A 20,284-nucleotide genomic window follows, 5' to 3' on the forward strand; every position below is an offset into this window, starting at 1 on the left:
TAAATTAGAGGATATTTTTATGCTCAGTCAAATACAAAGATTTGGTGGAGCCATGTTTACCCCTGTCCTGCTATTTCCGTTTGCAGGTATTGTTGTAGGCATTGCCATTCTATTACAGAACCCATTATTTATTAGTGAAGATTTATTAAAACCCGATAGTTTATTTGCTCAAATTGTTCATATTATTGAAGAGGGGGGATGGACTGTTTTTCGTAATATGCCTCTTATTTTCGCAATTGGTTTACCAATAGGTTTAGCTAAAACCGCGCAAGCAAGAGCCTGCCTTGCGGTAATGGTGAGCTTTCTTACTTGGAATTATTTTATTAATGCGATGGGGATCGTTTGGGGAAGTTATTTTGGCGTAGATTTTACAAATGAAGTCGGTGGAAATAGTGGCTTAACAATGATTGCAGGAATTAAAACGTTAGACACTAGTATTATTGGTGCCATTATTATTGCAGGTATTGTTACGGGTATTCATAATCGTTATTTTGATAAACAACTTCCTGTGTTTTTAGGTATATTTCAAGGAACTTCGTATGTTGTATTAATTAGTTTCTTTGTCATGTTGCCTTTAGCATGGATAACACTGTTCTTCTGGCCAAAAGTACAAATTGGTATTCAATCTTTGCAAGTATTTATGGTTGAATCAGGCTCTTTAGGTGTTTGGATATATACTTTTCTTGAACGTATTTTAATTCCTACTGGTTTGCATCATTTTATTTATGGGCCTTTTATTTTTGGTCCTGCGGTGACTGAAAATGGTATTCAAGTTGATTGGGCACAGAATATGCAATATTTCAGCCAAAGCACGCAATCTTTAAAAGAACTCTTCCCAGAAGGTGGATTTGCATTGCACGGCAATAGCAAAGTGTTTGGTTCTATTGGCATTGCACTCGCGCTTTACTTTACAGCAGCACCTAAAAATAGAGCTAAAATTGCGGGTTTACTTATTCCTTCAGCATTAACCGCTGTATTTGTGGGAATAACAGAACCCTTAGAATTTACATTTTTATTTATCTCACCACTATTATTCGCCATTCATGCCGTGTTAGCCGCCACATTAGCCACAACGCTTTACCATTTTGGTGTTGTTGGGAATATGGGGGGAGGGATCATTGATAATTTTCTTCCTATGAATTGGATCCCCATGTTTCATAACCATTATGGAATGATTATTACGCAGATAGTGATTGGCCTTATTTTTACCGTAATTTGGTTTGTGGTGTTTAGAACTTTAATTATCAAATTAAATTTAAAAACACCCGGTCGTGAAGAAGATGATGAAGAGATCAAACTCTATAGCAAACAAGATTATAAAAATAAGAAATCACAGGCTTCAGATAGTTCAAAAATAGCAAAAGAAGACCGCAAACTCGCACTTCCTAAAGGCATTCTTGAAGGCTTAGGGGGAAGTGCAAATATCAAATCTTTAAATAACTGTGCAACCCGTTTACGTATTGAAGTCATAGATAACGAAGTAGTTGAAACAGACGCCTATTTTAAAGCGCTCGGTGTACATGGTGTGGTGCGTAAAGGTCATGCATTGCAAATTATTATCGGGCTACATGTTTCTCAAGTGAGAGACAAAATAGAACAACTTATGAAAGAAGATACACAAAATATCACCTTGTCGGAGGCTATATAATGAAGAAGTTCTCAGTCGTAATTGCAGGTGGCGGCAGTACATTTACACCCGGTATTATTTTGATGCTACTGGAAAATTTAAAGCGTTTTCCGTTAAGAGCCATTAAGTTTTATGACAATGATGCTGAACGGCAAGAAACTATTGCTAAAGCGTGTGAAATTATTCTTACTGAAAAAGCACCTGAAATTGAATTTTGTTATACCACGGATCCTAAAACCGCTTTTACAGATGTTGATTTTGTGATGGCACATATCCGTGTTGGTAAATATCCAATGCGCGAGAAAGATGAAAAAATCCCTTTACGTCATGGTGTGTTAGGGCAAGAGACCTGTGGTCCTGGCGGTATTGCTTATGGCATGCGTTCTATTGGTGGTGTTTTAGAATTGGTTGAGTATATGGAAAAATATTCGCCAAATGCATGGATGTTAAATTATTCTAATCCGGCTGCCATTGTGGCTGAAGCGACTCGCCGCGTAAAACCAAATGCAAAAATCTTAAATATTTGTGATATGCCAATTGGTATTGAATCACGTATGGCGCAAATTGCAGGATTAAAGTCACGTAAAGAGATGCGTGTACGTTATTACGGCTTGAATCACTTTGGTTGGTGGACACAAGTTGAAGATTTACAAGGTAATGATTTATTACCTATTATTCGTAAACATGTTGCTGAACATGGCTATATTCCAAAGGTTGAAGGAGAGCCTGTTGAAGCAAGTTGGAATGATACCTTTGGTAAAGCAAAAGATGTTTGGGCATTAGATCCATCAACGATGCCAAATACTTACTTAAAGTATTATTTATTTCCTGATTATGTTGTTGAACATTCTGATCCTCATCATACTCGCGCAAATGAAGTGATGGAGCACAGAGAGAAGAATGTATTTAGTGCGTGTCGTGCTATTACCGCTGCGGGAAAATCGTCGGCAGGTCATCTTGAGATAGATGAACATGCTTCTTATATTGTCGATCTTGCAACTGCCATTGCGTTTAATACTCAAGAAAGAATGTTGTTGATCGTGCCTAATAATGGCGCAATTATTAATTTTGATCCTGAAGCAATGGTTGAGATCCCTTGTATTGTGGGTAGTCATGGGCCTGAGCCTTTAGTGATGGGTAAAATTCCACTCTTCCAAAAAGGGATGATGAGCCAGCAAGTTGCGGTTGAAAAATTAGTGGTAGAAGCGTGGATTGAAAAATCGTATTTGAAGCTTTGGCAGGCAATTACAATGTCTAAAACAGTACCAAGTGCTACTGTTGCAAAAGCGATTTTAGATGATTTAATTGAAGTCAATAAAGAGTATTGGCCAGAGCTAAAATAGCGATTAATGACTTATTCAATTTATAAAAATAACCCTGTGTCTTTGTTAGATACAGGGTTTTACTTTATAACTAAATTAAAATCAGCAATAAAGTGAATGAGTTAAGCTTTATTTTCAGCTTGAGTGTCTACCACAATGTCAATTTCTTCAACTTGGACAATTTCAGCTTGAGGCTTTGCCAACAGGCCAGCTTCTAGCTCATTTAAACGGTGTTCTAAGCGAGTTAGCTTTTCACGAGTGCGCAGTAAAACTTGAGTTTGCACATCAAATTCTTCGCGATTAACTAAATCCAACTTGTTTAATTGAGATTGCAGAACAGTGCGGATTTTTTTATCAATATCATCACCAAAATCTTTGATGCCTTGTGGCAGAACGTTTTGAATTTGGCGCGCGACTTGTTCAAGTTTTTTCGGGTCCAACATGGGAAGTCCTCACAATAAAATAGAAAGCTGGGGCTAAGTGTAATATGAGGGCTGAGGGAATAAAACCAGATATCAGGATAATTGTTACTTTTTTATTATAAATCGTTAAATAACCGTATGTCATAAAGTGATTATGTGATTAAACAAGTATTGTCACGGATTGGCGATTGCCTCTTATAATTTTAAAGCGTATAGTTTCACCGTTAATCTCAGGGCGGGGTGTAAGTCCCCACCGGCGGTAGATACTTGAATATTCAGGTAAAGCCCGCGAGCGCTTTGTGTTGCCATTGTAATACAAAGGTCAGCAGATCCAGTGTGATTCTGGAGCCGACAGTTAAAGTCTGGATGGGAGAGAATAAAATAGCATCAGTAGGATCACTGTATCCATTCCTGTTGTTTCTGCTTTTATTTTTATTAAGCAGAGATCCACTCCTAAGACTGCCCTGGTTCTGGTAACTTTCATTAATTATTGAGGTTTTTTTACCATGAATCAGACGCTACTTTCCGAATTCGGTAATCCATTTGAGCGTGTTGAACTTGCTCTAGAAGCCCTTCGTGCCGGTAAAGGCGTGATGGTGCTCGACGACGAGAACCGTGAAAATGAAGGCGATATGATTTTCGCAGCAGAAACAATGACGACAGAACAAATGGCGATGTCTATTCGTCATGGTAGTGGCATTGTTTGTTTATGCATAACAGAAGAACGCCGTCAGCAACTTGATTTGCCTATGATGGTGGAAAATAACACCAGTCATTTTCACACCGCATTTACGGTAACAATTGAAGCAGCACAAGGTGTTACAACGGGTGTTTCAGCATCAGATCGTTTAACAACAGTACGTGCAGCCGCGGCAGATAATGCAAAACCGAGTGATTTAAATCGCCCTGGTCATGTTTTTCCATTACGTGGTCAACCCGGTGGTGTATTGACGCGTGGTGGACATACAGAAGCATCAATTGATTTAGCCACACTAGCCGGTTTTAAACCCGTTGCTGTGTTATGCGAACTCACGAATGACGATGGCACAATGGCAAGAGCACCAGAAGTGATTACTTTTGCTAAAAAGCACAATATGCCGGTACTGACGATTGAAGATTTAGTGGCTTATCGCCTTCGTGAGGAGAAAAAAGCTGGCTGAAATTAACATGTTATAAACGACACTGAACACACACACTTATTCAAGCCACTTAAGAAAACCTTAGGTGGCTTTTTTTTCATATTTTTTGAATAACTACTTCATACTTCTTTGACTATATTTCAAGTAAGAAGGCGCTATGCTAACGCCATAAGATCACAAGCCATAAGAGGTGATTATGGACACAAAAATGATGCCAGCGCTGTTTATTGGACATGGTAGCCCAATGAATGTATTAGAAGATAATACATATACTCGCCTCTGGTCAAAATTAGGGGAAACACTTCCTCAACCTAAAGCAATTTTAGTGATTTCAGCCCATTGGTATACAGATGGAACGTATGTCACTGCAATGTCAGAGCCAAAGACAATTCATGATTTTTATGGCTTTCCGCCTGAATTATATGCAATAGAATACCCAGCAAGAGGCTCTATAAGTTTAGCCGCACTGATTGAAGATCTGATTGATCCAATTAAATTAAAACTCGATATGGATCAATGGGGATTGGATCATGGCAGTTGGGGAATTCTAGAAAAAATGTACCCCAATGCGAATATTCCTGTTGTTCAATTAAGTATCGATGCACACCAATCAGCGCAATGGCATTATGAGTTGGGACAAAAGTTGGTTGAGCTACGCAAAGAAGGCGTGTTAATTATTGGTAGCGGTAATATCGTTCACAATTTAAGAATGATGGACTGGCAAAATAGCGATGCAACACCTTATCCTTGGGCATTAGCCTTTAATGAGACAGTCGAAAACAGCTTACGAAGTGATAATGTACCAGAAACATTATTTACGATTTTATCAACAGAAGAAGGGCGGTTGGCACATCCTACACCCGACCATTTTTTACCTGCGTTGTATTTATTAGGCTTAAAACAAGCGGGTGAAAAGGTAACAGTGCTGAATAATGATATTGTGAATAAATCACTAAGCATGATGACGTTTCAAATTGGATAAAACCATCCAATAAAACCTATTGATATAAATAAAAGGCCAAATTCATTTTATAGAATTTGGCCTTTTTTATATTAAATATAATCTATCGACCCATTATATTTCCCTCGTTATTGATCTTTCCAATTTTCTATATAGATATAATAAATACATTTAACCTTTTGTTTGTATTGGTTTTATTTTTATTTGGTGAAAGATTTGATAAACTTCATAGCTATTAGATGAATGCTTTTTATATTTCTCTAAATAAGTTGATTATGTTTTTTGAATATTTTCCAGTTTGATGTTGATAATTATCTGCTCTACACTTATGCACATAAATGATACACATAAATGGAGCTTATAATGAAGACATTGGCAATGAGTAAAAAAGATAAACGAGGAGTTAATGTGTATCTAACCGTAAAATTGGTGGATGAAGCGCGAGAGCTTGGAATTAATTTATCAGCAACACTCGATCAAATGTTATCTGATGCCATTCGCGAAAAAAAGCGGGAGCTGTGGAAAGCGGAAAACAAAAACGGTATTCAAGCTCTTAATGAATTCGACCAGGAAATGGGGTTGTTTACTGATGACGATGAATATGGGGTTATTTAATGTCTCAATACACAATATATCGTAATAAATCCCTTAAATCGAAAGAGCAGTACCCTTATTTTATTGATATTCAAAATGAACTATTAAGTGATATTGATTCTCGGGTCATTATTCCGATTACTCAGCTATCACATAAAAACTCTCAAATAGAGATATTGGTACCCGTTATTGAAATAGATAATCAGAAATATGTTGTTATGACGAAATCTATAACAGTCGTAGCAAAGAGTAAGCTAAGAACAGTTGATATTGTGTGTGTTAGACCTGAGATCCATACAGCAATAGTGTCTGCTATGGATATGATCATCTCTGGAATATAGTCTTATATTGAAATCATCAAAATAGAAAGCTATTTTGAATAAAAAAACACCTTACCACTAACAAGCAATAAGGTGCTCAATATAATTTTAAGATTTCTATCAATCTAAAATAATATGTGGATAGAAGCGTGAGAGATCTTGCGTGATAAGCTCTCTATCTTCTCTAATGCAAATACCTGCGGATTGATCGTTAACCAGCCAGCTACCAATTAATGTATAACTATCACCAAATTTTGGCAGTGGATGGAAATCTTGAACAATAAAGCCTTCTTCACCGTAAGGGCCATCTGCGACAGCAATATCCTTGCCGTTTTCAACAATACGAATATTTGCACCTTCACGTGAAAACAGTGGCTTGATAACATAACGCGATAATGAATCAGGCGCTTTACCATCATAGAAATAAGCAGGGAGCAGATTAGGGTGATTAGGGAACATCTCCCAAAGCATTGGCAGTAATGCTTTATTTGAGATAATGCTCTTCCAAGAAGGCTCTAACCAACGAATACCTGCATCAGCCAGCTTGGTTGAGAAGTCTTCACGGAACATAAATTCCCAAGGATAAAGCTTAAACATATTGCTGATTATCTGATCTTGCAGATCAGTTAACTCACCACGCTCACCTAAACCCAGATCTTCAATAAAGACAAAATCAGTTGTGACTTGCGCTTCTTCAGCACAATCTTGTAAATATTGAACGGTGCCACGATCTTCTTCAGTATCTTGGCAGCAAGACATATGGAGATAACGCATTCCGTATTGATCACGAAGCTCAGCAAAACGATCAATCAGCTTTTCTTGAATGCTATTAAACTGATCGGCATTTTGCGGTAAACGGCCTGCATTAACTTGATCTTCAAGCCAAATCCATTGAAAAAAAGCAGACTCATACAGTGATGTAGGAGTGTCCGCATTATTTTCTAATAGTTTGGCTGGGCTTTTACCGTCATACGCTAAATCAAGACGTGAATAGAGTGAAGGCTGAGATGATTTCCATGAGTCACGTACAAAATCCCAGCAATGGCGAGGAATTTGAAAGCGCGTCAGCAACTCTTCACTGTTTGCCACTTTATCAGCGACTTGTAAACACATCTGATGAAGTTCTTCCGTAGTTTCTTCTAGGGTTTCAACTTCTTCCATTGAGAATTGATAATAAGCATCTTCAGACCAATAAGGCTCGCCATACATTGTATGGAAGTTAAAGCCGAATTCGGAGGCCTTTTCACGCCAATCTGGGCGTTCAATAATTTGTTCACGTTTCATGGTGTTGATTAACCACCTGAACGATAAGAAGATGAACCGGTTGAGCTGCGGTTATTATTAGTTGCACTGGTACGTTGTGCAGCTGCTTGGCGTGAAACCGTATTACCAAAGCCACCACGTGTTACTGTTGATGTTGTCGATGGTTTCGGTGTCATTGCCGTTTTTGGCACGTTCATCTGACGACCGCCCACGGCTGGGCCATAGTTACGACCTGTCGCATCCACAAATTTACCATTTGCTGGGCTTGTTGGGTTACGAGAACTAAACAGAGGCTGAGAAGCACCACCGCCCATCATTCTACCCATCATATAGCCTGCCATTAATGGCATAAAGAAGCTACCACCGGAGTTAGCTTGTGCCATTTGTGAGCTGTCTGGGTTGAGGTTATTGGCATTTTCAGTACTCACTGGTTGCCCATCAATAGAGGCAGTTTGTGTACACTGTGCATCACCAAATTCGGCAACGCAGTCTTCTAAGGTGGCATATTTAGGTGCGGTACGTTGTGCTTCTTGCAATGCGGTGCGATAAGAGTCTTCACATTGCGCGGCTTGTGAAGGATTCGCTTGAGCACATTCTTGTGCGTTCATATACAGTGAAACTGTTTCATCGCTCTCTTCACAACCTGAAAGCGCGAATACAGCAGTGATGGCGATTGCAACAGGCGCCAGACGATAAGGGCGGAATGCTTTACGAAAAGCATCACGATTAATCGCTTTGGTACGTTTCATTGGCATATTGGTAAGATCCATTAAAAGTAAAACGTTCAAAATAAAAGCTAGGATAGGTTAAATAGTTTAGAAAATAAATAAGAAACGCCTAATCATCAGGGATAACCAGAAATTTGTGATCTTTATAAGGTTAACGGTAATGAAACTAGGGAAATTCTCTCTTTTTAACCTAATTGTAATTAAGGTATTTGTTAATACAAGAATATAGAGATGGTGAGATCTTAATTTAATCCATAACACTATATCTTATGTGAAGAGAAAGCATAAAAAAAACCGCTTATCAGTGTATTGCTGAAAGCGGCTTTTTATCAGTGATTAATCTCTTAACCCACGATTAAGGTGCGACGTTAATTGCTGGGCTTGTTAAGGGGCGAATAATGTTATCTGGAGATGTTGAAACCTCTTCACCCAGCGTATTATTCAGCTGAATTAAGTCATTTTCGTTTAATGTGCCACGAGCATATTCAATATTGAGTTGGTTAATTAAATAGTCGTAACGTGCATTTGATAACTTCTGTTTTGCATCATAAAGTGTAGTGGTTGCATTCAATACATCAACGATAGTACGAGTACCAACTTGGTAGCCCGCTTCTGTTGCATCTAATGAACTTTGTGCAGAAACAACAACTTGTTGATAGGCTTTAATGCTACTGATTGATGCAGAAATATTGTTGTAAGAAGAACGTGCGATTTGGACAATAGAACGATAGACCGATTCGAGTTGTTCGCTTGCGCTAGTAAAGCCATATTGTGCTTGCTCAACTTGAGAGCTTGTTCTGCCACCAGTGTATAATGGAATGCTGACTGACAGGCCAATACTATTTTGGCCACTGTAACTATTACGGCTATTACCGACTGTTGCAGGAGGTAATGCGCTACCATGACTGTGGCTATTAGAGACCCCTGTTGAGGCATTTAAGTCTACAGTAGGTAAATGGCCTGATTGCGCTAAACGAATATTTTCGCGCGCTAAATCTTGGCCTAAACGTGCGCTTAATAAACTTAAGTTACGCTCTTCTGCGTCTTTTAGCAGTTTTTCAATGGAATCGGGTGATGTTGTTGAAAAACGGTCGATTTTTAGTGACGCAAGATTAATGTAATAGATACCACTGACTTGGCGCAGTTTTTCTAAAGCATTATCTAATTGGTTACGACCCGCCACTTCTTGTGCCAGCACGCTATCATAATTTGCACGCGCATTTTGTACGTCAGTGATCGCCACTAAACCCACGTTAAAACGTTGAGTTGTTTGATCTAACTGACGATAAACTTGCTCTTTTTGCGCTTCAATAAATGACAGTGAATCAATAGCACGTAAAACATCAAAATAAGCCGTTGCTGTATCTAAAATCAGCTTTTGCTGACTTGTTTGATAAGTCACATCGCTCATGCCCGCTGTTTTTTCTTGCATGTTTAATTGGCGCCATAAAGACATATTAAACACACTTTGCGTCAGTGTTAAACTTGCACCAATAGAATTAGACTCGGTGTCTCTCGCATCGCGATAGCCACTTTTATAATCAGCAGATGCACCTAATCCTAATTGAGGTAATAATGAGCCACGGGCCTCATTGATTTTTTCAAAAGCTTGATTTCGTTCAGCTAATGACTTACGTAACTCAGGGTTACTGTCTTTTGCTTTTTGATAAACTTGAAGCAGATCCTCAGCCTGACTTGCAGTGCTGAATCCTGCCAAACTCATCGTGACCAAAAGAGAGAGCAGTTTTTTCATTTTAATTCCTTGTTGCAACAGTTTCGCTGAGTTGCCTCTGTTAATCTTGATTGGGGATAATTCTAGCAGATTGTTTCCCTAAGTAGGGGTAGCCATTTGTGCCATATCCTTTTATTTTAGATTAACTTTACATGAATTGTTGGCAAAATTCTTTAAATCTGTATTAAACGTAAGCAATAAAAAGACTCTTAAATATAACTTAAGGAACATTGTATGAAGAAAAGGGAAAATATACCATTTTTATATGGTCAGAATGCGGTGGAATTGCTAGGTAAACGAGATTTATACAAAGGCTTTTTCCGCATGACGGAATACCGCTTTAAACACCGCTTATTTGAAGGGGGATGGAGTGAAGAGGTCAAAAGAGAAGTTTTTGAACGTGGTCATGCTGGCGTTTTACTGGCTTATGATCCCAAACGTGATGAAGTCGTCTTAATTGAGCAAATTCGTATTCCTGCGTATGAAACCAGTGAGACACCTTGGTTACTTGAAGTCGTTGCTGGCATGGTTGAGCCGGGTGAAAGCCCAGAAGAGGTTGTCAGACGTGAAGCGCAAGAAGAAGCGGGTGTTGATGTTGGACGATGTGAGCCTATTATTAGTTACCTTTCAAGCCCTGGAGGCACAACAGAACGAATGCATGTGTATGTGGGGGAAGTGGATGCGACAACAGCAAAAGGTATTCATGGCTTAGCGTGTGAAAATGAAGATATTCGCGTTCATGTGGTCAGTAGAGAGCAGGCCTATCAGTGGGTTGAAGAGGGGACTATTGATAATGCCGCGTCTGTCATCGCTCTACAATGGTTACAGCTTCACCATGTCGCATTAAGAAAGCGTTGGTCGGTAATTTAATGCATGAATAAACGGTTAAAGGGTGTTTTTAACGATATTATCAAGTAGAGTAACTATCTCTAAGTCTACGATATCAAATGAATTAAACTGTAAAATGAAGTGGAAAAAACGTGATTGAAAGCGAGAATATTTCTCACTAATCTTTTGAAATGTGTATTGGTTGGCAGATCTTTACTACGAAAATACGTTAATATAACGGCTAATGAGAGTGAAACAAGGAAACCTTTTGGAAAGCCAGCTTGAATTATCGGTGGAACACAAAAACACCGTAAGAATATTACAAATCACAGACACCCACCTCTTTGCGAATGTGGAAGATACTCTGCTGGGCATTAATACCTATTCTAGCTATCACGCTGTATTAAATGCGATTAAACAGCAGGGACTTGAAGTTGACTTGATTGTTGCGACAGGTGATTTAGTTCAAGACCAAACCTTTGAAGCTTATCAGCATTTTGCTGAGGGCATTGCGACGTTAACACCGCCTTGTGTTTGGTTGCCGGGTAATCATGACTATCAACCTGCAATGATTGATGCTTTAAATCAAGCAGGTATTTTGTCAGCAAAACAAGTGTTGATTGGTGATAATTGGCAAATGCTATTGTTAGATAGCCAAATTCAAGGCGTTCCTCATGGTGAGTTATCGGACTGTCAGCTTGATTGGCTAACACGTTGCCTTGAAAGTCAAAAACACAGAGATACGATTATCTTGTTGCATCACCATCCTATGGCATCGGGTTGCACTTGGCTAGATCAACACAGCTTAAGAAATTCTCAAGAACTGGCTGAGCGTTTAAAAGGCCATTCTCAGGTGAAAATGATGTTGTGTGGTCATATTCATCAAGAAATGGATGAAATGTGGAATGGTATCCGTTTACTGGCAACCCCCTCAACGTGCATTCAGTTTCGCCCTCATTGTACTAATTTTACGTTAGATGATGTTTCTCCCGGCTGGCGTTATTTAGAAATGTCGCTTTCTTCTGATAAAAAAGGCAATGTTGAAACACAAGTGTATCGTTTAGCTGGCACTGAATTTTGCCCAGATCTTAATGCAGAAGGCTATTAAGTTATGCCTCGTATTCTTTATTTGCATGGTTTCAATAGCTCACCTAAATCAGCTAAAGCGCAAGCTTTTCGTCAATGGCTTGAAATTGCCCATCCAGAAATTGAGTTACTCGTGCCTCAATTACCGCCTTATCCTCAAGAAGCCGCTCTGCTGATTGGCAAATTAGTTAAAGAAAGTGCGGGTGATAAATGTGGGCTGGTGGGGTCGTCTCTCGGCGGCTATTTATCTATTTGGTTATCTCAACGTTTTGGTTTACCTGCGGTAGTTGTTAATCCCGCGATTCGTCCTTTTGATTTACTTCAAAATTTTCTTGGCGAAAATGAAAATCCTTATACACATCAAAAATATAGATTAGAATCTCATCATATAGATGAATTACTCGCCTTGCGTATTCCCTCAATTACCTCACCTGAACTTATTTGGTTGCTTCAACAAACTGGAGATGAAATACTTGATTATCGTCAAGCTGTCTCATATCTTGGCGCGTGTAGGCAAACCGTAGAAGCAAATGGAAACCATGCTTTTGTTGGTTTCGAGCGTTTTTTTCCAGAAATTATTCAGTTTTTAAAGGTAATTTAGCCTTTCGGCCGATTAACCTGTAAAACGTAGGTTGATGTATTTACCCGAAAATTAATATCATATTACCGCTAACACCTGTTATTATAAACAGTATTCTCTAACAGTGAACCGCAGATTAAAACAATGACTCAATCAAGTTATAATGCAAAGGATATTGAGGTTCTTAATGGTCTAGAGCCAGTACGTCGTCGTCCTGGCATGTACACTGATACCTCTAGACCGAACCATTTGGCACAGGAAGTGATAGACAATAGCGTGGACGAGGCACTTGCGGGGCACGCATCGAAGGTCGATGTCATTTTATATGAAGACCAATCTATCGAAGTTATCGATAACGGGCGAGGAATGCCTGTCGATATTCATCCTGAACTTAACGTTTCTGCTATCGAGTTGATCCTCGCCCATCTTCATGCCGGAGGAAAATTCTCTAATAAAAATTACCAATTTTCTGGCGGATTACATGGTGTTGGGATCTCCGTCGTTAATGCCCTGTCTAAGCGCATTGAAGTCACCGTTCGTCGTGATGGCAAAATCTATCAAATTGCCTTTGAAAATGGTGAAAAAGTTGAAGAACTTCACGAAATAGGAACTTGCGCTAAACGTGATACAGGAACAAGTGTCCATTTTTGGCCTGATGTCTCGTATTTTGATGTTCCTCGCTTTTCGTCCAAAAGCTTGTCGCATGTACTAAAAGCGAAAGCTGTATTGTGTCCCGGCGTGAATGTCTCTTTTGTTGATAAAGTGAATAACACTCAAGAAAATTGGTGTTATGCAGATGGTTTAACGGATTATTTAAGTGAAGCAGTAGCAGAGTTTATTCGCCTTCCAGAAGAGCCCTTTACGGGAAAATTTGTCGGTGATAATGAAGCCGTCGAGTGGGCGATGTTATGGCTACCTGAAGGCGGTGATTTACTCACAGAAAGTTATGTTAACTTAATACCAACTGTTCAAGGTGGTACGCACGTAAATGGTTTACGCCAAGGCGTGTTAGATGCAATGCGTGAATTTTGTGAATTCCGTAATTTGCTACCAAGAGGGATTAAATTAACTGCAGATGATACATGGGAACGTTGTGCTTATGTATTGTCAGTGAAAATGCAAGATCCCCAATTTGCAGGGCAAACCAAAGAGCGTTTGTCATCAAGACAAACCAGTGCGTTTGTGGCGAGTGCAGTAAAAAATGCCTTTAGCTTATGGCTGAACCAAAATGTTCAAGTGGGTGAATTACTCGCTGATATGGCCATCAGTAGCGCGCAACGCCGTATGCGTGCAGCAAAAAAAGTGGTAAGGAAGAAACTCACTTCAGGGCCTGCATTACCAGGGAAATTAGCGGATTGCTCATCTCAAGATTTACGCTATACCGAACTGTTTTTAGTTGAAGGGGACTCCGCAGGGGGCTCGGCTAAGCAAGCACGAGATCGCGAGTATCAGGCAATTATGCCGCTACGAGGTAAAATCCTAAATACATGGGAAGTCTCTTCTGATGAAGTGTTAGCATCACAAGAGGTACATGATATTTCTGTAGCCATTGGTATGGACCCTGATAGCGACGATTTAAGCCAATTACGTTACGGTAAAGTGTGTATTCTTGCGGATGCGGACTCTGATGGCTTACATATTGCCACTTTATTGTGTGCGTTATTTGTTCGCCATTTCCCTGCACTTGTTAAGCAAGGACATGTTTATATGGCAATGCCGCCACTTTACCGTATTGATTTAGGTAAAGAAGTTCATTATGCCCTTGATGAATCAGAAAAAAATGCCATTTTACAATGCTTAAGCCGTAAGAAAGGGAAACCTAATGTACAGCGTTTTAAAGGGTTGGGAGAGATGAATCCACTTCAACTGCGCGAAACGACACTTGATCCTAATACACGTCGTTTAGTGCAATTGGTGATTGATGACGAAAATTATCAAGAAACCTTAGGCATGATGGATATGTTATTAGCAAAAAAACGCTCTGAAGATCGCCGAAATTGGTTACAAGAAAAAGGCGATGAAGTTGACATCGAAGTGTAATGGATACCATAAGAGTCTGAGGAAAATATTTAATGAGTGAATTGACTCATGATGGTGTAGAGCGCCAACCGCTCCACTTATTTACAGAAAATGCCTATCTCAACTATTCCATGTACGTCATTATGGATCGCGCATTGCCTTTTATCGGCGATGGGCTAAAACCTGTACAACGTCGTATTGTTTATGCGATGTCAGAGCTGGGCTTAAGTAATAACGCAAAATTTAAAAAATCAGCCCGTACTGTCGGTGACGTGTTAGGTAAATATCACCCCCATGGTGATAGTGCTTGTTATGAAGCGATGGTGCTGATGGCTCAACCTTTCTCTTATCGTTATCCGTTGATTGACGGGCAAGGTAACTGGGGGGCACCTGATGATCCAAAATCTTTCGCTGCGATGCGTTATACCGAATCACGTCTTTCTAAATATTCACAAATATTATTAAGTGAGTTAGGGCATGGTACGGTTGATTGGATCCCTAACTTTGACGGCACAATGCAAGAGCCGAAAATGTTACCTGCGCGTTTGCCTAATATTGTTCTTAATGGCACAACGGGCATTGCAGTTGGGATGGCAACAGATATTCCGCCCCATAATGCGCGCGAAATAGGGCAAGCCTTAGTCATGCTTTTAGATAATCCTGATGCGGGGTTATCTGATGTAATGCAATATGTCCAAGGCCCAGATTATCCGACTGAAGCCGAAATTATTACGGCTCAAGAGGATATCAAAAAGATTTATAAAACAGGACGTGGCTCTGTCCGAATGAGGGCCGTTTGGCAAAAAGAAGAGGGATGTGCGGTTATTACTGCGTTGCCTCATCAAGTTTCGGGTGCCAAAGTATTAGAGCAAATTGCGGCATTAATGCGCGCTAAAAAACTGCCATTAGTGGAAGATTTACGTGATGAATCCAATCATGAAAATCCCACAAGACTTGTGATTGTTCCTCGTAGTAATCGTGTCGATTTAGAACAAGTGATGTATTACTTGTTTGTGAATACTGATTTAGAGAAAAGTTATCGCGTTAACCTAAATATGATTGGGTTAGATAACCGTCCTGCGGTAAAAGGGTTGTTGACGATTTTAAATGAGTGGTTAGTGTATCGTCGTCAAACCGTGACAAATCGTTTAAATCATCGCTTAGAAAAAGTATTACGTCGCTTAGAAATTCTCAAAGGTTTATTAATTGCTTATCTTAATATTGATGAAGTGATTGACATTATTCGTCATGAAGATGAGCCGAAAGCAGAATTAATGCGTCGCTTTGAGTTATCTGAGATCCAAGCTGAAGCTATTTTAGAGTTACGTTTACGCCAATTAGCCAAGCTTGAAGAGATAAAACTTAAAGGTGAAAGTGATGAGCTTGAAAAAGAGCGTATTTCTCTTGAAAAATTACTGAGTTCACCAAAGCATTTAAATAAATTACTCAGAAAAGAGATTGAAGCTGATGCGAAAGAATTTGGTGACGACCGACGTTCGCCTATTCGTCCTCAAGAAGAGGCCAAAGTCGTTAATGAATTAGATATGTTGCCATCAGAGCCGGTGACTATCGTGCTTTCTGAAATGGGTTGGGTGCGTAATGCGAAAGGACATGATATTGATCCTAGCGCAATGAGTTATCGTGCTGGAGATAGCTATCACAGTGCTATACGAGGCATGAGTAATCAACCCGTCCTCTTCCTCGATTCAACAGGGAGAAGCTATACTTTAAGTCCAAATGATATGCCTTCAGGGCGGAGTCAAGGCGAGCCATTAACAGGGAAATTAACTTTCCCACCTGATGCTAGCGTGAAATATATGTTAGCAGGCAACGCAGGACAAGAATACCTACTGGCAACGAAAGAAGGTTACGGGTCTGTTCTCTCTTATGATGAAATGGAAACGAAGAATAAAACGGGTAAAGGACTGCTGACAGTATCTGAAGAGACTGAATTATTCGCACCATTCTTAGTTGATCCACAGAAAAAAAATGATCAGCATTGGCTTATTATTATCACTGATAAAACACGTATTTTAGCCATTTCAGCAGAACAACTGAATGAAATGAACAAAAAAGGGCGTGGTACTCGTCTTGTTGCGTTAGGAAAAGAGCAAGGTGATGTGATTGAACAAATACTGTTAGCACCTAAAAATGAGGCCTTAATTTTTACAGTTGATGGTCAGCATGAAGTGCTTAAAGCTGAAGAAATTAGCTATTTTAGCGGTAATGCAGGTGATGAGCCTATTCCGTTAAAACATCTGCATCCTGAAGCCGTCACGGTGATTATGTCTGAAAAAGGGCTGATTCGTTGCCAAAAAGGACATAATATCGATGCTCAAGCTGTTGGTTTTAAAGCAGGAGACGATTATTTTGATGCTGTTGAAGGTATGAGTAATCAGCCTGTGCATTTGATAGACACTACGGGGCAAAGTTATACCGTTGATGTTGATGCATTACCGTCGGGTCGTAGTAAAGGTGATGCGCTGACTGAACGATTAAAAGTTCAAAAAGGTGCACAATTACGCCATGTGGTTATGGGAGAATGCACAGATAAGATCTTAATGGCATCTGATGCAGGTTATGGGTTTATTTGTCAGGTTGATGATTTAACCTCTAAGAATAAAGCAGGAAAATCACTACTCACATTGCCTGAAAATGCATTACCATTACCGCCACAACGTTTGAATAATGAGCTGAGTGACCTCATCATGATCATTACTCAAGGCGGTAGAATGCTAATTTTTGAAGCATCTGAATTACCCACTATGGTGAAAGGAAAAGGAAATCAGATGGTTTCTATTCCAGCGTCACAAGCAGCAAGTGGTGAAGATAAAGTCGTTTGGTTACGTGTATTACCTGAAAATGCCTCAGTCACGCTGCATTTTGGTAAACGTAAACTGACGTTGTCGGCGACTGAGCTGACTAGCTTCAAAGCAAAACGAGGACGCAGAGGGACTTCTTTACCTCGTGGTGCTCAAACAATTGATAAAATTGATATTGAATCAAATTAAACTTAATACTTAATTTATATTTAGTGGGTCGATAGGCCCACTTCTATTTAGGACGCTAAAACTTATGTTAGCTATTATCCGAGGCATCATTGTCATTCTTTATACCATTCTTGTGGTGACGTTTGGGATGATTTATTGCATGTTTTCACCAAGAAACCCAAAACATGTCATGACGTACGGACGCTTATTCGGCAAATTATCTCATGTATTTGGTATCAAGTTAGTTGAGCGATTTCCCAAAGAAACAAAAAGTTATGGTCCTAGTGTCTATATTGCTAATCATCAAAATAATTTTGATATGGTTACCATGTCGAATGCAGTTCAGCCAAACACGGTTACGGTAGGTAAAAAAAGCCTTATTTTTATTCCTTTTTTTGGTTTGCTTTATTGGATAACGGGCAATATCTTAATTGATAGAGGAAACCGTTCTAAAGCACATGGCACTATTTCTCAGGTTGCTGATCAAATTAAATCAAAGAAAATTTCAGTGTGGATGTTCCCTGAGGGAACACGTAGCCGTGGTCGCGGTCTTTTGCCTTTTAAAACAGGGGCTTTTCATGCCGCAATCCAAGCAGGAGTACCTATTATTCCTGTTTGTGTCTCGACTACACAAGGTAAAGTAAAGGTAAATCGCTGGAATAATGGTCATGTTATTGTTGAAATGCTACCGCCTATTGATGTTTCAAAATACACAAAAGATCAAGTGCGCGAATTAGCGGAAGATTGTCGCCAAATTATGAAAGCAAAAATTGAAGCATTAGATAAAGAAGTTGAAGAAATGAATAAACGTGATTTTCCGGGTAAATTTGATTAACGTTTATCCTTCTGCATAACATGAATATAAGCCTGGTTTTCAGGCTTATATTGTTTTTACTTGATGAAAACACACTCTATTATCAACTATTTTTAGGATATATGTCACATCCGCGCTATTATGCTCCCGTAATTTCATTTAAGTCCTTTGTCTTTAAAATCACAGCAGCTTTTTCCTATGATGATGTTTTTATTATGCGATAGGAATATTTGTATTTTGTTGCGGAGAAAGTATGTCATTTAGTCGTCGCCAGTTTATTCAGGCTTCAGGCTTAGCGGTATGTCTGGGCTCAATATCTTCTTCTGTTCGTGCTGAATCAGCCAGTGATAAACAATTACCCATACCGCCATTGCTTGAATCTCGTCGTGGCCAGCCTATTTTTTTGACCCTACAAAATGTTCATTGGGCATTTAATGGCTCACAAAAAGCAGAGGTTTGGGGGATCAATGGTTCAACACCTGGGCCCACAATCAAAGTCAAAAGCGGTGATGATATAAAACTCATTTATAGTAATCGTCTAAATGAGCCTGTATCAATGACGGTGAGTGGCTTATTAGTGCCAGGCACTCAAGTGGGTGGTGCTGCAAGATTAATGTCACCTGGTGCTTATTGGTCGCCAGTTTTACCTATTCGTCAAAAAGCAACCACATGTTGGTATCACGCGAATACCCCCTTTAAAATGGCACCCCATGTTTATAATGGATTGGTTGGAATGTGGATAGTAGAAGATGAAGAAAGTCAGTCACTTCCATTACCAAAGCATTATGGTGTGAATGATTTTCCTATTATCATTCAAGATAAGAGAATCGATAATTTTGGTGCGCCACAGTACGACAAAGAAGCCGCAAGTGAAGGTTTTTTCGGAGATACGTTGTTAGTGAATGGACGTGAAGATCCTTACATTGAAGTCTCTAGAGGCTGGATACGTTTACGTTTAGTTAACGCATCTAATGCTCGCCGTTATGAGTTAACGGCAAGTGATGGTCGTTCACTTTACCTTATTGCGTCGGATCAAGGCTTATTAACATCCCCCGTTGAGTTAAAATCAATACCGATGGCGCCCGGTGAGCGGCGTGAAATACTCGTGGATATGTCAGAAGGGGGGGAAGTTATCATAACTGCAGGCCAAAGTGCCGGTTTTATGGATAAACTTCGTGGTATTTTTGAGCCATCAGATCTATTACGTAATGCAAATATTTTAACGATTAAGCCAACAGGCTTGATGTCCTTAGTGACTGATAAGGCACCTCAGCAATTGGCTGTCGATGACACACAAATTACCACGTCTATTCAGCCTAGGACTATTCAGTTACATAATAGCCCACCGGGAATTAACAATGCTCGCTGGGAATTATCAAGAATAGATTTAGTTGGTAAACAAAATGGATGGGAGCGGTGGCTTGTCACTGTACCGACACCACAATCTTTTCATATTGAAGGTGCTCGTTTTAAAGTGATCAACCATCATGGGCAAAAACCATCACCTGCTGATTTTGGATGGAAAGATACTGTTTGGATAGAGAGCCAAAGTGAGCTATTGGTAGAATTAAAACAGCCTTCTTACTCACACTTTCCTTTCCTGTATTACAGTCAGTTATTAGAAAATGCAGATAAAGGCATGGTTGGGCAAATGGAAATCACACCCATAGAATAATTACTTAGACGATATTAAATTAAAAGAAAAACAGTATTTTTAAAATAAAAATACTGTTTTTTTTATATTAAAAATAAGGTGGATTATATTTTTTAGACTAAAGTTAAATAGAGAATAATATTCTCATAATTAAATTGTTAATCAATTTGGTGTTTTTGTTTATTTATTTATGTTCTCTTTATTA

At 39.3% G+C, this 20,284-nt stretch carries 17 protein-coding genes, 1 pseudogene and 1 riboswitch; of the genes and pseudogenes, 14 read left to right on the forward strand and 4 right to left on the reverse strand.

The features are described from left to right. The first annotated feature begins 19 nt into the window (after nt 1–19). The gene (locus INT04_RS10215; protein WP_193016034.1) at nt 20–1,648 is read left to right on the forward strand and encodes an alpha-glucoside-specific PTS transporter subunit IIBC; all 1,629 of its coding nucleotides are present in this window, start codon (nt 20–22) and stop codon (nt 1,646–1,648) included. Next, a complete protein-coding gene (locus INT04_RS10220; protein WP_193016035.1) occupies nt 1,648–2,970 on the forward strand; it encodes a 6-phospho-alpha-glucosidase in 1,323 nt (440 codons plus the stop codon). The genes INT04_RS10215 and INT04_RS10220 overlap by 1 nt, the downstream gene beginning before the upstream one ends. A gap of 101 nt (nt 2,971–3,071) precedes the next feature. On the opposite strand, the gene ubiK is transcribed toward INT04_RS10220, so the two are convergent. Next, nucleotides 3,072–3,392, reverse strand: a complete 321-nt coding sequence (ubiK, locus tag INT04_RS10225; protein ID WP_193016036.1) for a ubiquinone biosynthesis accessory factor UbiK — start codon at nt 3,390–3,392, stop codon at nt 3,072–3,074. Between the two features lie 201 nt (nt 3,393–3,593). Next, nucleotides 3,594–3,753: riboswitch (FMN riboswitch) on the forward strand. Between the two features lie 124 nt (nt 3,754–3,877). On the opposite strand from ubiK, the gene ribB reads away from it, so the two are divergent. From ribB to INT04_RS10245, 4 genes are all read left to right on the forward strand, one after another. Next, the gene (gene ribB / locus INT04_RS10230; protein ID WP_166539582.1) at nt 3,878–4,531 is read left to right on the forward strand and encodes a 3,4-dihydroxy-2-butanone-4-phosphate synthase; all 654 of its coding nucleotides are present in this window, start codon (nt 3,878–3,880) and stop codon (nt 4,529–4,531) included. Between the two features lie 175 nt (nt 4,532–4,706). Further along, on the forward strand, nt 4,707–5,492 hold the full coding sequence (gene ygiD / locus INT04_RS10235) for a 4,5-DOPA dioxygenase extradiol (RefSeq protein WP_193016037.1): 786 nt from the start codon (nt 4,707–4,709) through the stop codon (nt 5,490–5,492). 342 nt (nt 5,493–5,834) lie between these two features. Continuing rightward, a complete protein-coding gene (locus tag INT04_RS10240) occupies nt 5,835–6,086 on the forward strand; it encodes a type II toxin-antitoxin system CcdA family antitoxin (RefSeq protein ID WP_193016038.1) in 252 nt (83 codons plus the stop codon). Next, a complete protein-coding gene (locus tag INT04_RS10245) occupies nt 6,086–6,406 on the forward strand; it encodes a CcdB family protein (protein ID WP_193016039.1) in 321 nt (106 codons plus the stop codon). Before INT04_RS10240 ends, INT04_RS10245 begins: the two co-directional genes overlap by 1 nt. Before the next feature lie 99 nt (nt 6,407–6,505). On the opposite strand, the gene INT04_RS10250 is transcribed toward INT04_RS10245, so the two are convergent. From INT04_RS10250 to tolC, 3 genes are all read right to left on the reverse strand, one after another. Further along, complete coding sequence (locus INT04_RS10250) at nt 6,506–7,669, reverse strand: glutathionylspermidine synthase family protein (protein ID WP_193016040.1); 1,164 nt, start codon at nt 7,667–7,669, stop codon at nt 6,506–6,508. An 8-nt stretch (nt 7,670–7,677) separates the two neighbouring features. Beyond that, entirely contained in the window at nt 7,678–8,403 is a 726-nt protein-coding gene (locus INT04_RS10255; protein WP_193016041.1) for a DUF1190 family protein, read from the reverse strand. Between the two features lie 328 nt (nt 8,404–8,731). After that, nucleotides 8,732–10,129 carry an outer membrane channel protein TolC gene (gene tolC, locus INT04_RS10260; RefSeq protein WP_193016042.1) on the reverse strand — a complete coding sequence of 466 codons (1,398 nt, stop codon included), beginning with the start codon at nt 10,127–10,129 and terminating at the stop codon, nt 8,732–8,734. A gap of 213 nt (nt 10,130–10,342) precedes the next feature. Here tolC and nudF point away from each other — a divergent pair, with 213 nt between their 5' ends. The 8 genes and pseudogenes from nudF (at nt 10,343) to ftsP (ending at nt 20,100) form a co-directional block, all read left to right on the forward strand. Beyond that, nucleotides 10,343–10,978, forward strand: a complete 636-nt coding sequence (gene nudF / locus INT04_RS10265; RefSeq protein WP_193016043.1) for an ADP-ribose diphosphatase — start codon at nt 10,343–10,345, stop codon at nt 10,976–10,978. A 226-nt stretch (nt 10,979–11,204) separates the two neighbouring features. Continuing rightward, the gene (cpdA, locus tag INT04_RS10270; RefSeq protein ID WP_193016085.1) at nt 11,205–12,044 is read left to right on the forward strand and encodes a 3',5'-cyclic-AMP phosphodiesterase; all 840 of its coding nucleotides are present in this window, start codon (nt 11,205–11,207) and stop codon (nt 12,042–12,044) included. Between the two features lie 3 nt (nt 12,045–12,047). Then, on the forward strand, nt 12,048–12,623 hold the full coding sequence (gene yqiA / locus INT04_RS10275; RefSeq protein WP_193016044.1) for an esterase YqiA: 576 nt from the start codon (nt 12,048–12,050) through the stop codon (nt 12,621–12,623). Nucleotides 12,624–12,746: 123 nt separating this feature from the next. Next, nucleotides 12,747–14,642 (forward strand): DNA topoisomerase IV subunit B, encoded by a 1,896-nt coding sequence (gene parE / locus INT04_RS10280; protein ID WP_193016045.1) that lies wholly within the window; start codon nt 12,747–12,749, stop codon nt 14,640–14,642. 32 nt (nt 14,643–14,674) lie between these two features. Then, a pseudogene (gene parC / locus INT04_RS10285) lies at nt 14,675–16,855 on the forward strand (DNA topoisomerase IV subunit A); the annotation flags it as partial. Nucleotides 16,856–17,182: 327 nt separating this feature from the next. Beyond that, the gene (locus tag INT04_RS19545; protein ID WP_226894063.1) at nt 17,183–17,632 is read left to right on the forward strand and encodes a DNA gyrase C-terminal beta-propeller domain-containing protein; all 450 of its coding nucleotides are present in this window, start codon (nt 17,183–17,185) and stop codon (nt 17,630–17,632) included. 64 nt (nt 17,633–17,696) lie between these two features. Next, nucleotides 17,697–18,446: a 1-acylglycerol-3-phosphate O-acyltransferase gene (locus tag INT04_RS10290; RefSeq protein ID WP_193016047.1), complete on the forward strand. Its 750-nt coding sequence runs from the start codon at nt 17,697–17,699 to the stop codon at nt 18,444–18,446. Nucleotides 18,447–18,678: 232 nt separating this feature from the next. After that, complete coding sequence (gene ftsP, locus INT04_RS10295; protein ID WP_193016048.1) at nt 18,679–20,100, forward strand: cell division protein FtsP; 1,422 nt, start codon at nt 18,679–18,681, stop codon at nt 20,098–20,100. The last annotated feature ends 184 nt before the right edge of the window (nt 20,101–20,284 follow it).

Source organism: Proteus sp. FME41, assembly GCF_014897315.1.
Classification (GTDB): domain Bacteria; phylum Pseudomonadota; class Gammaproteobacteria; order Enterobacterales; family Enterobacteriaceae; genus Proteus.

Excerpts from the sequence above, each read along its gene's own strand:
- INT04_RS10215 (WP_193016034.1), top strand. The coding sequence starts at position 20 with ATGCTCAGTCAAATACAAAGATTTGGTGGAGCCATGTTTACCCCTGTC.
- INT04_RS10220 (WP_193016035.1), top strand. The coding sequence starts at position 1,648 with ATGAAGAAGTTCTCAGTCGTAATTGCAGGTGGCGGCAGTACATTTACA.
- ubiK (WP_193016036.1), bottom strand. The coding sequence starts at position 3,392 with ATGTTGGACCCGAAAAAACTTGAACAAGTCGCGCGCCAAATTCAAAAC.
- ribB (WP_166539582.1), top strand. The coding sequence starts at position 3,878 with ATGAATCAGACGCTACTTTCCGAATTCGGTAATCCATTTGAGCGTGTT.
- ygiD (WP_193016037.1), top strand. The coding sequence starts at position 4,707 with ATGGACACAAAAATGATGCCAGCGCTGTTTATTGGACATGGTAGCCCA.
- INT04_RS10240 (WP_193016038.1), top strand. The coding sequence starts at position 5,835 with ATGAAGACATTGGCAATGAGTAAAAAAGATAAACGAGGAGTTAATGTG.
- INT04_RS10245 (WP_193016039.1), top strand. The coding sequence starts at position 6,086 with ATGTCTCAATACACAATATATCGTAATAAATCCCTTAAATCGAAAGAG.
- INT04_RS10250 (WP_193016040.1), bottom strand. The coding sequence starts at position 7,669 with ATGAAACGTGAACAAATTATTGAACGCCCAGATTGGCGTGAAAAGGCC.
- INT04_RS10255 (WP_193016041.1), bottom strand. The coding sequence starts at position 8,403 with ATGCCAATGAAACGTACCAAAGCGATTAATCGTGATGCTTTTCGTAAA.
- tolC (WP_193016042.1), bottom strand. The coding sequence starts at position 10,129 with ATGAAAAAACTGCTCTCTCTTTTGGTCACGATGAGTTTGGCAGGATTC.
- nudF (WP_193016043.1), top strand. The coding sequence starts at position 10,343 with ATGAAGAAAAGGGAAAATATACCATTTTTATATGGTCAGAATGCGGTG.
- yqiA (WP_193016044.1), top strand. The coding sequence starts at position 12,048 with ATGCCTCGTATTCTTTATTTGCATGGTTTCAATAGCTCACCTAAATCA.
- parE (WP_193016045.1), top strand. The coding sequence starts at position 12,747 with ATGACTCAATCAAGTTATAATGCAAAGGATATTGAGGTTCTTAATGGT.
- INT04_RS19545 (WP_226894063.1), top strand. The coding sequence starts at position 17,183 with ATGGCATCTGATGCAGGTTATGGGTTTATTTGTCAGGTTGATGATTTA.
- INT04_RS10290 (WP_193016047.1), top strand. The coding sequence starts at position 17,697 with ATGTTAGCTATTATCCGAGGCATCATTGTCATTCTTTATACCATTCTT.
- ftsP (WP_193016048.1), top strand. The coding sequence starts at position 18,679 with ATGTCATTTAGTCGTCGCCAGTTTATTCAGGCTTCAGGCTTAGCGGTA.